Annotated in this window: 12 protein-coding genes; 8 read left to right on the top strand and 4 right to left on the bottom strand. The window is 68.5% G+C overall.

Annotation, left to right across the window (positions count from 1 at the left end; translation table 11 throughout):
* Positions 1-427: 427 nt before the first annotated feature.
* The gene (locus RBA41_RS13470; RefSeq protein ID WP_306624466.1) at positions 428-1,228 is read right to left on the bottom strand and encodes an isocitrate lyase/PEP mutase family protein; all 801 of its coding nucleotides are present in this window, start codon (positions 1,226-1,228) and stop codon (positions 428-430) included.
* 319 nt (positions 1,229-1,547) lie between these two features.
* Here RBA41_RS13470 and RBA41_RS13465 point away from each other — a divergent pair, with 319 nt between their 5' ends.
* From RBA41_RS13465 to RBA41_RS13430, 8 genes are read left to right on the top strand one after another with little or no spacing between them, the layout of a single operon-like run.
* Entirely contained in the window at positions 1,548-2,150 is a 603-nt protein-coding gene (locus RBA41_RS13465) for a hypothetical protein (protein ID WP_306624464.1), read from the top strand.
* 58 nt (positions 2,151-2,208) lie between these two features.
* Entirely contained in the window at positions 2,209-2,916 is a 708-nt protein-coding gene (locus RBA41_RS13460) for a hypothetical protein (protein ID WP_306624463.1), read from the top strand.
* Between the two features lie 5 nt (positions 2,917-2,921).
* Positions 2,922-4,241 (top strand): hypothetical protein, encoded by a 1,320-nt coding sequence (locus RBA41_RS13455; protein ID WP_306624462.1) that lies wholly within the window; start codon positions 2,922-2,924, stop codon positions 4,239-4,241.
* A 10-nt stretch (positions 4,242-4,251) separates the two neighbouring features.
* Positions 4,252-6,396, top strand: a complete 2,145-nt coding sequence (locus tag RBA41_RS13450; RefSeq protein WP_306624460.1) for an MSCRAMM family protein — start codon at positions 4,252-4,254, stop codon at positions 6,394-6,396.
* 13 nt (positions 6,397-6,409) lie between these two features.
* Entirely contained in the window at positions 6,410-7,483 is a 1,074-nt protein-coding gene (locus RBA41_RS13445; RefSeq protein ID WP_306624458.1) for an aminotransferase class I/II-fold pyridoxal phosphate-dependent enzyme, read from the top strand.
* Complete coding sequence (locus RBA41_RS13440; RefSeq protein WP_306624456.1) at positions 7,467-8,147, top strand: GIY-YIG nuclease family protein; 681 nt, start codon at positions 7,467-7,469, stop codon at positions 8,145-8,147. The genes RBA41_RS13445 and RBA41_RS13440 overlap by 17 nt, the downstream gene beginning before the upstream one ends.
* Before the next feature lie 36 nt (positions 8,148-8,183).
* Complete coding sequence (locus RBA41_RS13435; RefSeq protein WP_306624455.1) at positions 8,184-8,813, top strand: hypothetical protein; 630 nt, start codon at positions 8,184-8,186, stop codon at positions 8,811-8,813.
* Positions 8,810-9,535, top strand: coding sequence for an amidohydrolase family protein (locus RBA41_RS13430; RefSeq protein WP_099876522.1), 726 nt, complete (start codon positions 8,810-8,812; stop codon positions 9,533-9,535). Before RBA41_RS13435 ends, RBA41_RS13430 begins: the two co-directional genes overlap by 4 nt.
* A 13-nt stretch (positions 9,536-9,548) precedes the next feature.
* Here the strand turns inward: RBA41_RS13430 and RBA41_RS13425 are convergent, their stop codons facing one another.
* The 3 genes from RBA41_RS13425 to RBA41_RS13415 form a co-directional block, all read right to left on the bottom strand.
* Complete coding sequence (locus tag RBA41_RS13425) at positions 9,549-10,913, bottom strand: sigma-54-dependent transcriptional regulator (protein ID WP_306624454.1); 1,365 nt, start codon at positions 10,911-10,913, stop codon at positions 9,549-9,551.
* A gap of 174 nt (positions 10,914-11,087) precedes the next feature.
* The gene (locus RBA41_RS13420) at positions 11,088-11,729 is read right to left on the bottom strand and encodes an NrsF family protein (protein WP_306624452.1); all 642 of its coding nucleotides are present in this window, start codon (positions 11,727-11,729) and stop codon (positions 11,088-11,090) included.
* Positions 11,726-12,274 (bottom strand): sigma-70 family RNA polymerase sigma factor, encoded by a 549-nt coding sequence (locus tag RBA41_RS13415; RefSeq protein WP_306624450.1) that lies wholly within the window; start codon positions 12,272-12,274, stop codon positions 11,726-11,728. Before RBA41_RS13415 ends, RBA41_RS13420 begins: the two co-directional genes overlap by 4 nt.
* Positions 12,275-12,343: the final 69 nt, after the last annotated feature.

Here is a 12,343-nt window from a genome sequence, read left to right as displayed (position 1 = left end):
CAATCCATGCATCGGGAAGGATTGCAATAACGTTGAGTGGCATGACTATTCAGGAGAGGTAAGTATGGCAATGATAACCACGGCTGAGGCTCAGACAAGACTCAAGAAGAAACATGATTGGTGGCACCAAGAGGGAACAATGAATGAGACATACAATTGCGGTGCCACTCCGGACAATTCCGACAGCGTGATGTTGGCTCAAGCAAAAGCCATTGCCGCAGACTGGGAAAGAAGGACCAAAGATGGATATATCTATCATTGGACCGTATCGAACTCGGTGACAGCCTGCTACGACTTGCTTTGCACTTCCAACGACCGGCGCACAAAATTCAACTTCCACTTGCCGTTCTCACGTAGATAGCCTGGTTTGAACGAGAGCCTGCGCCGGAGGGGGGCGTAGCACACCCCTGTCACACGCCTGGCGTCGCTATTGGCCCATCAGCCGGTTCAGCGCTGAATAGCCCATCGGCGCATACGGCGCGGCAGCGACCTTGCCGCTGTCGAGAAATTGGCGGGTCAGGGTATCGACGCAGCCGAACATCGCCTCGGAGATGGCCGAGCCGGCACTGAGGCGGCGCGCGCCCAGTTGCGCCAGGCGTGCCGGCGCCGGCACGCCATCGCGCACCATCACATTGAGCGGCAGCGGCGTTGCCTTGACCACGGCCGCGATATCCTCCTCGGCAGTGATGCCGGGCACGAACAGGCCGCTGGCGCCGGCCGCTTCGTACAGGGCGGTGCGGGCAAGGACTTCCTGCACGCGCAGGTTCGCATCCACGCCATGCAAATAGACATCGGTGCGCGCATTGATGAACAGGTTCACGCCGCGCGCGTCGGCAACTGCCCGGATTGCCCTGATCTTTTCGGCCAGCAGCGCCGGCGTGCCGCCGCCATCTTCGATATTGATGCCGACCACGCCCGCATCGATCAGCTCGCCCACCAGCGCGGCCGCCTCGGCCGGATCGGCGCTGTAGCCATCCTCCGCATCGACCGTCAGCGGCAGCGAACTGACCCGCAGAATCGCCTTGACGGACGCCATCAGCAGTTCGCGCGGCAGTGTGCTGCCGTCGGCGAACCCGTGCGACCAGGCGACGGCGGCGCTGCTCGTGGCCAGCGCCTTCGAGCCTGCCGCCGCGGCAATGCGCGCGCTGCCGGCGTCCCCGCAATTGGACAGCATCAGCAGGCCATCGGCGTGCAGGGCGTGAAACAGAACATCATTACGGACTTGCATCGTTTCTCCTTCGTGGACGTCAAACCGGGGCGCGCAAGCACAAACCGCCTGTTGCGCTATTGATATCACTATACCGGTTCCACGAAAAATAGTCCGGCATGCCCTCCGAAGGGAAGGGGATGCGGCGCTTGCGAAACGCTTTTCGCCGTGCCGGCCCCGCACGACGGCCTGCACGAAACGCGTTTCGCCGCCGCCCCCGCCAGGCTGACCGTTTGCCCGGTGTGCGCGCTGGCACAGCCCTTGCAATAGATGGATCAGGACGCGCAGCAGCATCACCCTTTCATCCACGCGCATCCACCACTAACCAGAGGGGCTGCCCGTGAACCGTCGCCTGCTTGAATACAGTCCGGTCTTCGACATCTTCACCAACGCCGCGCCGCGCGCCGAGGCGCAGGAATTCGAGGCCGGTCCTCTTTCCGACGAAAGCGCCGACCTGGCACTGGCCGCCGAACTGCTCGAAGCGGACCAGCCGGCCGACCTGCAACGCGTGCTGCGCCGCGCCATCGCCGGCGCCGGTGTGCTCGGTGCCCGCGTGGCGCGCTCGCCAATGGGCCCATTGCTGGTGGCGGAACTGCTGCGCGCCGTGCAGCCGATCCTCACGCCGCAGCGCCGCCTGCCGCATGGCGCCAGGGCCAAGACCGTGAGCGTCAACCTCGGTGCGCGCATGTTCGGGCTCGAACTCGAAGGCTTGAGCCCCGAGGACAAGGAATTCGTCCTGGCGCGCCAGCTGGTGCGCCTGGCCGACGAAGCCGCGCGCCACGCCGGCAATGCACGCAGCGCGTCGCCGCAGTCCGCGCGCGCCGCCGTGCAGGCCGCCGCGCGCCAAATTGCCCCGGGCCTGCTGCCGCATGTGCATGCGCAGCCGGCACAACAGGGACGCTGGACCCGCCAGGCAGGCCGGCTGGTTCTTCACGATTGCTGATCCGGACGGATGGTCCATCCGGGCATTTTGTTGTTTCACTCTTCTTTGGGAGCGCATCATGCATGACATCGACCGCACGACAATGGAATATGGCCAGGAAACCTCCAGCTACGAAGGCGAACAGTTCGAGTTCGGCGAGGGAGAGTGGAGCGGCGAATCGGGCCTGAACGAACAGCAGGAAGCCGAATACGCGCAGGAACTGCTGAACGTGAACAGCGAAGCGGAGCTCGACCAGTTTCTCGGCGACTTCATTCGCAAGGTCGGCGCCACCGCCGGCCGCGTGATCCGCTCGCCGGTCGGGCAGGCCGTCGGCGGCGTGCTCAAAGGCGTGGCCAAAAAGGCGCTGCCGCTGGCCGGTGGCGCCATCGGCGGCTACTTCGGCGGCCCGCTGGGCGTCAAGATCGGCAGCGGCCTGGCCTCGGCGGCCGGCGGCGCGCTCGGGCTGGAAGGCGAAATGAGCGGCGAAGACCGCGAGTACGAAGGCGCGCGCCAGTTCGTGCGCCTGGCCGCTGACACGGTGCAGAAGGCATCGCAGGCCCCGGGCTCGGGCGACCCGCGCACGATCGCCCAGAATGCGGCAACGGCCGCGGCGCGCCAGCATGCGCCAGGCTTGCTCGGACGGGGCGCCGGCGGCGGCGGCTGCGCGAAATGCAGCGGCGGCGCTGCGGGCATGTCGTCGGGCGCCGGCATGGCTGCCGGCGGCGGGCGTGGCGCCAGCGGGCGCTGGAGCCGCCAGGGCAACAAGATCGTCATCTACGGCGCCTGACCGCCATGAGCCCCTATGCCGCGTCGCTGCTCGAACAGGAAGCGCGCTCCCTGCAAACCAGGCTGGCGCGGGTCCGCCCCTTTGCCCTGATCGAGCCGATGGTACCGGCGGCCGCGCTGCTGCCGTCGGCCCAGGCGGCGCTCGAGCGCTATCTGGTCACGGGGCGGCGCGAGCTGCAGGCGCTGGTCGCAGCCTTCCAGCACTGGCTGGCCGGTGCGCGCGATACCGCCAGCGCGTCCGAGGCGCAGCGCCGCTTCACCTTCTTGCGCCTCAAGTTCAATGCCACGCTGACCCAGTTCGACCTGTTCAACGACGTCATCACCCAGCGCAGCGAGCACGAAAACGGGGTCTGGCTGTCAGGCCTGGACGCGGTCGCGGCCGACGCCCTGACCCTGCCGGGCGACTATTACCGCCTGCCGCCGGTGGTCTGTTATCTCGACCGCGGGCCGGGCGCGGCGATCCGGCGCGCGCGCACCCGCCTGCCGGGCGGCGGCGAAAACCCGGTGGCGGTGGTGCGGGTGCCGCGCGAACGCATGATCGGCAGCGGCATCGCCTCGTCGCTGATCCACGAAGTCGGGCACCAGGGCGCGGCCCTGCTCGACCTGGTCAACTCGCTGCGCCCCGAACTGCAGGCGATGCAGCAAAGCGACCCGGCCCGGCGCGAGGTGTGGCAGTGGTGGGAACGCTGGATCTCCGAGATCGTGGCCGATTTCTGGTCGGTGGCGCGGGTCGGCGTGGTCTCGACCCTGGGCCTGATCGGGGTGGTCAGCTTGCCGCGCGTGTTCGTGTTTCGCTTGAGTCCCGACGACCCCCATCCGATTCCGTGGATCCGCGTGATGCTCAGTTGCGCCATGGGGCAGGCCCTGTATCCGCATCCGCAGTGGGAGCGCCTGTCCAACGTGTGGCACGACTACTACCCGACCGCGACGCTGGCGCCGGAGACGGTCGATCTCCTGGCGCGGCTGCGGCACGGCATGCCGGCGTTCGTGGCGCTGCTGACGCGGCACCGGCCGGCCGCGCTGCGCGGCAAGTCGCTGCCCGACGTGCTCGATGTGGCGGCGCGCCAGCCGGCCGCGCTCTCGGCCCTGTACCGGCGCTGGGAGGGCGCGCCCGCGCAGATGTACCGCGCGCCGCCATCGCTGGTGTTCGCGGTGCTGGGCCAGGCGCGCGCGGATGGCCAGGTCGGGCCGGAAGACGAAAACGTCCTGCTGGCCAAACTGCTGACGCACTGGGCGCTGCGCAGCACGCTCGACACGAGCTTCCTGTGCGCCTCGCTGGACGCGCGAGCGCCGGCGCTTCCCCGGGCACCTTTGACTTTCCACTGAGGAGAATGACATGAGCAGCAAGAACAATGTGAAGGAAGCCCGCGCGGGGTCGCTCGAAGTGACCGTGCACGAGGCCCAGACCGGCGCGCCGGTGTCGAACGGGATGGTCAGCATCTACCGCCACCCATCCGGCGTCGACAGTTTCGATGCGTCCGGCTGGACGCCGTCGCCGGCCATGCTGGAGGCCACCGCCATCACCGGCAGCGCCGGCGAAGCCACCGTCGCCAACCTGGCGCCAGGCAGCTACGTGGTGGTGTACGAACACTATCCGGTCACCGCGCCGCGCTGCGTGCAGGTCGACGGCGGCTGCCGCGCCGTGGTCTGCTTCCAGCTGGCGCTCGAACTGCGGGCCGAACTCCGGTACGAGACGGTCGACTGCAACGCCAACACCTGCAGCGTGGCGCGGGTGTCGGACCGGGTCGTGGCGAAGATCTGCTTCAGCGATAACCAGAGCACCCTCAAGCCCTACGTGCGGGTCACGCCCGCGCCCGGGTGGATCGTGCGTCCGGATGACCCATACGAGTTCGCGCGCGTGGTGAACCATGCCGGACCGCAGCAGTTCGAGGCGGTGCTGGGGTTCGCGCGCCGCTCCCTCGCCATGGCCGATGGCCATGGCCACGTCGCCGCCGCCGCGGCCGCTCCGCTGGCGCCCAGCGTCAACATGGATGCGGCGCCGCCGGCCCTGATCGGCATCCGCCAGGGTTTCGTGGCCGACGAGCGCACCCCGACCCCGATCTCGGGCAGCATCGGCGTGTCGATGACGCGCACCGAGACCGAGCCGACCGACGACCTGCCGCTGTGGACCCTGATCCGCAACAGCACCGATGCGATGTCGTTTACGAATTACCTGAACTTCATGGATGCGCTGTTCTGCACCCCGGCCAACCGCGGTCCCGGCTTCGAGGCCAGGAACCAGCTGTTCGAGCAGCTGCGCCAGCGCCGCGCGCTGCCCTTCACCGATTCGGAAGCCTACCGCGTGCTGAAGGTCGCCACCGAAGCGTTCGTGATGGTCAACTGCGGGGTGCTCAGCCAGCCGGCGCATTTCAATCCGGTCGCCGACCAGGCTTACCTGGACCGGCGCGACATTCCCGCCACGCGCGACCTGGAGACCACCTTCAACGCCGATTATCTCGAAGAGACGGTCGACGGCACCAAGGTGCTGCCGTACCTGGCGATCATCCGGCGCAAGCTGCCCGACGTGCCGATGAACCTCCTGCGCGGGATGGAGGGCGAGGCCGATATGTGCTTCGGCATCGTCCAGCAAAAGCTGGCCAGTCCCTGCCTGCTGGAGCTGATCTGGTCCTACTGGCACGAAGAGGGCATGCTGGTGCAGACCATGAACGCGATCACCCAGCGCTTCCAGAACGTGCGCGCGCTGGGCCGCGACGACCCGCTGGCGAACCTCGAAATCGATCCCCTGCGCCCACTGAATAACCTGATCTGGGGGTACACGCAGGACGAACAGCATCGCCTCACCGTGGTACGGCGCAATTACGAGTACGACCACCATTACGGCGTGCGGCTCGACGGCAAGGCGGTCCAGCATTTCCGCCCGGCCGACACGCGCTCGAAATTCCTGGAAGCGTTCCACTACCTGCTGCGCCTGTGCACCTCCTTCTACCGCCAGGACGACGACACCACCGTCAAGGCCGACGCCTTCCCGGTCTTGAATGGCCTCAAGGAAGTGCACCTGATCCTGTCGCAGGGCGCGCACAACCAGTTCGGCGACCTGCCATCGACCGCGCGCATCGAAATGCTGATGCAGCAGTGGATGCTGGCGCGGCCCGAGTTCCGCGAGTTCCTCCCGACCCGCGTCATGGTCGCGTACCCGGAACCGTGGATGGACCGGGTCGACGCCATGAAGAAGCTGCAGGGATGGTCCGACACCAGCGTGATGCACTTCCGCAGCCTGGCCATGTTCGGCGAACAGGTGCTGCTGTCGGTGCGCTACGGCGCCTGGAGCGATATCTACGAGCCGACCCAGGCCTTCAACTGGGCACGCTTCTGGCGTCCGCAAATCCAGGGCTACATCCACGCCTACCGCGCCGCCACCGGGGTCGACCTGACGGTCGACGCGCGCGACGCCAAGGCGGAAGGCACCTTGCCCTCGATCCTGCTGCGCAAGCGCCTGGACCAGCAAGCGCGGATGGCTTGAGCAAGCCCCGCACATGCTCGACTTTGCCAACGCCCTGTACCTGGGCCTGCGCCATCCCAGCTCCGAGCTGGGACAGTGGGATGCGCTGACCCTGGGGCGGCCGGCGGAGAGCAGCGAGCCGCCGGGCGCCGCGCAGCTGGTGGCGGCGCTGGCGCTGCTGTGCGGCTGCGAGGCGGCGACCCTGCTGCCATCTACCCTGCACCTGTTCTGCGACCTGTTCGAGCTGATGGCGCAGGCACCGGTGGCGATCCTGGTCGACGGCGCCAGCTACCCGATTGCGCGCGCCGGAGCCGAACGCGCGGCGGCAAAGGGCACGCCGTTGACGGTATTCGCGCATGGCGACGTGGGTGCGCTAAGGCGGCTGGCCGCCGCGGCGCGGCGCCAGGGGCGGCGTCCGCTGATCCTGGCCGACGGCTACTCGCCCGGCGCGGCCCAGGCGCCGCCGCTGGCAGCGTATGCGGCGCTGGCGCGCGAGGCGGGCGGCTGGCTGGTGCTGGACGACACCCAGGCCATCGGCCTGTTCGGCGCCGGCGGTGGCGGTTCGCTGCGCCGGCACGGCATCAAGGGGCCGCACGTGGTGGTCGGCAGTTCGCTGTCAAAAGCGTTCGGCGCGCCGCTGGCGGTGCTGTGCGCCAGCGCGGACCTGGTGCGGCGCTTCGGGCAATCGAGCCAGGCGCGCGTGCATTCCAGCCCGCCGTCGGTGGCGTCGATCCGGGCCGCGCTGGCGGCGCTGCGCACTAACCGCGCGCACGGCGACCAGCTGCGCCAGCGCCTGTGGTGCCGCGTGGCGCAGTGGCGCGCCAGCGCGGCCAGGCACGGCATCGCGCTGCGTGCCAGCGGGTTTCCGGTGCAGACGCTGGCGCTCGATGGCCGCACCGATGGCGTGGCGCTGCACGCCTGCCTGCGCCGCGCCGGGGTCGACGCGGTGCTGCAGCGGGCGGGCACGCAGGCCACGCTCAGTTTCATCGTCACGGCGCGCCATGCGCCGGGCGACATCGAACGCGCACTGGCGCTGCTGGCGGCCTGCCTGCGTGCGCAGGCAGCTTCAGTCGGACACACGAGGAGGGAGTATGAATACGGAATTTGAAATGCTGGAATTCGGGATGGAGCAGGAATTCGGAATGGAACAGGAGCGCGGGGGACGCCGGGGAGCGCCTGCGCGAGCGCCAAGGGCGCCGTCCGGGCGCACCTGGCCGGCCAGGGCGCCTGCGCCGCGCCGGCCGTCATGGGGCGGCTGGCGCTACCCGGTGCTGGCGCCATGGCCGGAACCGTATCCGGACCGCCCCCGGCCCGGCGATGAACCCGATGCGCAGGACGACGAGCCGCAGGATGAACAGCCCAAGACCATCCAGCCGGCGCTCAAGAAAATGCCGGCCGCGGTCCGGCCGGATTACCAATCGAAGGGGTTTCTGCGCGACGCCGTGCGCGCCCTGGGCCCCAAGGTGGCGGGCCTGTATCTGATCGAGTTCACCGCCGACGGAAAGAAGCGCGCCTACAGCGGCCAGAGCGACAACGTGCGGCGCCGCCTCCAGCAGCATCTGCTGTGCGCCACCATGCTCGGACTGGACGTGGCCAAGCATAAGGTGTTCGTGGCAGAGACCACCATGCCGGCCGGCCAGCGCCGCGACGTGGAGAAGGACTTGCACGCGAAGATGGCCGCGCCCACGAAAAAGGGCGCCCCGGCGGCCAAAGTGCTGACCAACCAGCGCACCGAACTGGAGGCCGAACTGCTCGGCGAGTTCTGGCGCTAACGTTCGACAATGCTTCATCAACCCAAGGAGATCATCATGCAAGAGTCAGGATGTGGTTGCGCCAAATGCCGCCAGGCGGCGGAAAGCGAACTGGAAATGCTCGAATTCGAAGCCCCCGGCCCCTTCGGGGAACAGGAGGAAATCGCGCTGGCGATGGAACTGATGTCGGTCGCCAGCGAGGAAGAACTCGAACAGTTCCTCGGCAAGATGTTCAAGGGGATCTGGAAGGGCGTGAAAAAGGTCGGCTCCGTGATCGGCAAGGTCGCCAAGCCGCTCGGCGGCATGCTCAAGGGCCTGGCCAAGACCGCGCTGCCGTTCGTGGGCAAGGCGCTCGGCTCCTTCATTCCGATTCCGGGCGTGGGCACGGCCATCGGCGGCGCGCTTGGCGGCGCCCTGGCCAAGGCGCTGGAGATGGAAACGGCCGGCATGGATGGCGAGGAGCGCGAGCTGGAAATGGCGCGCCGCTTCGTGCGCATCGCCGGCAGCGCCGCGCAGCAGGCCGGCATGGCGGGGCAGGGCGCCGATCCGCAGCGCGCCGCGCGCCAGGCCATCGATGCGGCGCTGCGCTCGCACATGCCGCAAATGCGCCAACCATCGCCTTCCCGCGCAGGCAACAGCGGCACCTGGCGGCGCCAGGGCCGCGGCCAGATCGTGCTGGACTTATGATCATCGACTGCCACTGCCACGCGGGCGAGGGCGACGGCTTTTCCGGTCCATGGGACAGCGACGCCGGCCTCGAACGCTACCTGGCGCGGGCGCGCCAGGCCGGCATCGCGCGCACCGTGCTGCTGGCCGCGTTTCACTCCGACTATGCGCAGGCCAACCGCAGCGTGGCGCGCATCGTGGCGGCCGATCCGGGGCGCTTCTACGGCTTCGCCTTCGTGCATGCGCAGCGCGACCGCGGGCGGGTGCGCGCGATGGTGCGCGTCGCCGTCGAGGAGTACGGCTTCGTCGGCATCAAGCTGCACCGGCACGACGCGCGCATCTCGCGCGAGGTGTGCGAGACGGCGCGCTTCTTCCGCCTGCCGGTGCTGTACGACGTCACGGGCGAGGTGGCGGCGGCCGAACTGCTGGCCAGCCAGTTCCCGGACGTGAACTTCATCCTGCCGCACCTGGGCAGCTTTGCCGACGACTGGAGCGCGCAGCTGGCGCTGATCGACCACCTGGCGCGCCACCGCAATATCTACGCCGACAGCGCCGGCGTGCGCCGCTTCGATTTGCTGGAGATGGCGGTGCGGCGCGCCGGCGCGCACAAGCTGCTGTTCGGCTCGGACGGACCGTGGCTGCATCCGGGCGTGGAACTGGCCAAGATCGGCATGCTGGGCCTGGCGCCGGACGACGAGGCGCTGGTGCTGGGCCAAAACCTGTTGCGCCTGATCGGGCATTGAAGCGCGTCCGGCGTCAGTGGGCTTCGGCCCACGCCTTCCTCCTGATCTGCAGTGCGCGGTCGGTCACGCCCAGGCGCAGTGCTGCGCGCTGGTTATTGTCGCCTTCCTGTTCCAGCACCAGCTGGATCGCGATGTCCGCCGCGGCCTGGCTGATGCGCGCCAGGCCGATGCGCAGATCGATGGCCTCGCGGATCGCGCTCTCGAAACGCACATCGGGCCAGCAGGCCGGCGCCGTGCCGCGCGCGGGCCGCTCGTCGGGCGCCAGGTCGCCGATGGTGATTGGCCCGGGGCCGCTGTGGCGGTACCACAGGCGCGCCACGGTCTGGCGCAGTTCGCGCACGTTGCCGGGGTACTGGCGCAGCAGCAGGAATTCGCGCACGGCGTCGTCGAATTCGCAGGCCACGCCGGGCCCGGCCAGCAGCGCCAGGAAGTGGCGCGCCAGCGGCAGCACATCGTCGCTGCGTTCGCGCAGGGGCGGGGTGCGGCAGCGCCAGGCGGCGATGCGGTGGTACAGGTCGGCCCGGAAGCGGCCGTTCGCCACGTCCTCTTCCAGGCTGCGGTTGGTGGCGCACACCAGCCGGAAGCGCGAGTGCTGCCAGGTATTGCTGCCGACCCGTTTATAGGTGTGCTCCTGCAGCACGCGCAGCAATTGCGCCTGCAGCGGCAGGGGCAGCTCGCCCACTTCGTCGAGGAACAGCACGCCGCCGTCGGCCAGCGCGAAGGCGCCGTCGCGCGCATTGGCGGCACCGGTAAAGGCGCCGCGCTCGTGGCCGAACAGTTCGCTGCCGGCCAGCTCGGGCGTGAGGGTGGTGCAGTCGAGCACGGTGAGCTCGCCGCGCCCGCCGAGGCGGTGGATCAGTTGCGCAATCTGGTCCTTGCCGGTGCCGGTTTCGCCGGTGATCAGCACCGGCGACTCGGTGAAGGCGGCCACTTCGACCACGCTGTGCACCAGCGCGCGCCAGGCCGGGCTGACCCCGACCAGGCAGTTGCACACGGCGGGCGAGTCGGCCAGGCGCTGCAGGGCGTCGCGCCGCTCCAGGCGGGCCCGGACCTGGGCGGCGTCGCCGCTGGCGTCAGTCCAGCTGAGCACGTCGAAGGCGCCGGCCTCCAGCAAGGCCCACATGTCGGCGGTGGCCGGCGCGCGCGCGCCGACGGCGATGGCGAGCACGCTGGCGCTGGCGGCCAGGGTCCGCACCCGCTCCAGCACGTCACTATCGATGCCGTCGATCAGGGCCAGGCCGAAGCCGGCCGGCAGGGCGCCGGGCGCTTCCGGCTGCAGCCCGGCCTGTTCCAGCGCCGCCGCCACCTTGACGCGCACTGCGGCACTGACCGGTTCAAACGCGTGGATCCAGAGTGGGAGGGCCAGTCGGGCTTGCATGCGCGTCAATCTCCCGGTCAAAGAAAGTTGCACAATGTTTGATTAGGCTCAAAGGTTTGCTTGGGCCCGGATGGATATAAACCACTATACGTGCTCCAATCTGCACAACCTTTGATCTGTATCAATACCGGTTTTGTTGCGCACAAGCGCGCTAGATGGCATGAAATATGCAAACTACCATGCGAGCACGCGCGGCCCGATCAGGGCGCCGAGCGCTGCCGGGATCATCATTCCCAGCAGATACCAAAAGCCGACAAAGACCGTGCTTGCCTCTGGGCAATGCAGACAGTACACGGCGGCGGCGGCCGCGCCAGCGCCGAACCCGGCGGCCGCCCCGGCCAGGCGCAGGCGCGTGGGTGCCAGGCCACGTACGAAGTGCAGCGCGGCGCCGAACAGCGGCAGGGAAATGAGCGCGATCAGCAGCGGGCAGGTGCGCCACGTGCCACCCCAGAACAGCCCGGCGCGTACCTCGGGCGCGGCTTGCCACAGCAATATTGCACTCAAGCACCAGATCAACAGGGCCGGTGCGCTCAGCAGAAGCGGCAGCATGGCGGTGCGCGCGCCCGGCGTGGCCAGGCGTTTGAGTGCCAGGGCGCCGGCCGCGGCCAGGGCCAGCGAGAAGGCGAGCTTGGTCCAGAACGGCGCCAGGGTGGCCGCCTGGGCCAGGTCGGCACGCAGGCCCAGCCCGGCCAGCACGATGATAGTGCTGGCAAGCAAGCCGGCGCCCAGCGGCAGCAGGGTGATCCGCGCCGGGGCCGCCTGCACGCGCACATCCGGACCGCTGGAGAGCATGTCAATCAAGTCATCGGTGTTCATAGCGCATCCTTCAAAAGGGTTGCCAGGGTTTTCAAACCGCGGTGGACCGATACCTTGACCGCCGCTTCGCTCATCTGCAGGGCCGCGGCCGCCTCGCGCACCGACAAGCCGTCGAGCTTGGTGTAAATAATCGCCTCGCGCTGCTTGTCGGGCAGGGTGGCCAGCAGCTTGGCCAAGTCGCGGCGCGCTTCGCCGGCATCGGCGTCGGCGCTGGAAAAGAAGGCGTCTTCGTCGGGCATGGGTTCGTTCAAGGCCTCGCGCCGCGCATGACGGCGCAGCCAGTCGACCAGCTTGTAACGCGCGATCGCCACCATCCACGCCGTCAACGGCACGGCGGTATCGTAACTCAGGCGCTGGTTATGGATCGCGAGCAACGATTCCTGCACCAGATCTTCGACCTCGTCCGGCCAGCGGCTCAGGCGCCGCCGCAGGAAGGCGCGCAAATGCGACGCGGTCGCCTTCAGAAAGCTGCGGTAAGCCTGGGCGTCGCCGTCGAGTCCCTGCAAGAACAGGGCGTGCAGGCGCAATTCGGTGCCGCGCAACATGCTTACCTCAGGTATTCGTTCCATCGGGGCCTTTAGTAACAGCGTTTGATCGATTTAAATTATTTTGTG

The organism is Massilia scottii, from assembly GCF_030846495.1.
In the GTDB taxonomy this organism is placed as follows: domain Bacteria; phylum Pseudomonadota; class Gammaproteobacteria; order Burkholderiales; family Burkholderiaceae_D; genus Telluria_A; species Telluria_A violaceinigra.
Note: the sequence above shows the minus strand (reverse complement) of the source record. Positions and strands in the feature narration are given on the sequence as shown.

Coding starts and splice junctions, on each gene's coding strand:
- RBA41_RS13435 (WP_306624455.1), top strand. CDS start 8,184: ATGCAAGAGTCAGGATGTGGTTGCGCCAAATGCCGCCAGGCGGCGGAA.
- RBA41_RS13445 (WP_306624458.1), top strand. CDS start 6,410: ATGCTCGACTTTGCCAACGCCCTGTACCTGGGCCTGCGCCATCCCAGC.
- RBA41_RS13460 (WP_306624463.1), top strand. CDS start 2,209: ATGCATGACATCGACCGCACGACAATGGAATATGGCCAGGAAACCTCC.
- RBA41_RS13420 (WP_306624452.1), bottom strand. CDS start 11,729: ATGAACACCGATGACTTGATTGACATGCTCTCCAGCGGTCCGGATGTG.
- RBA41_RS13450 (WP_306624460.1), top strand. CDS start 4,252: ATGAGCAGCAAGAACAATGTGAAGGAAGCCCGCGCGGGGTCGCTCGAA.
- RBA41_RS13470 (WP_306624466.1), bottom strand. CDS start 1,228: ATGCAAGTCCGTAATGATGTTCTGTTTCACGCCCTGCACGCCGATGGC.
- RBA41_RS13425 (WP_306624454.1), bottom strand. CDS start 10,913: ATGCAAGCCCGACTGGCCCTCCCACTCTGGATCCACGCGTTTGAACCG.
- RBA41_RS13455 (WP_306624462.1), top strand. CDS start 2,922: ATGAGCCCCTATGCCGCGTCGCTGCTCGAACAGGAAGCGCGCTCCCTG.
- RBA41_RS13440 (WP_306624456.1), top strand. CDS start 7,467: ATGAATACGGAATTTGAAATGCTGGAATTCGGGATGGAGCAGGAATTC.
- RBA41_RS13430 (WP_099876522.1), top strand. CDS start 8,810: ATGATCATCGACTGCCACTGCCACGCGGGCGAGGGCGACGGCTTTTCC.
- RBA41_RS13415 (WP_306624450.1), bottom strand. CDS start 12,274: ATGTTGCGCGGCACCGAATTGCGCCTGCACGCCCTGTTCTTGCAGGGA.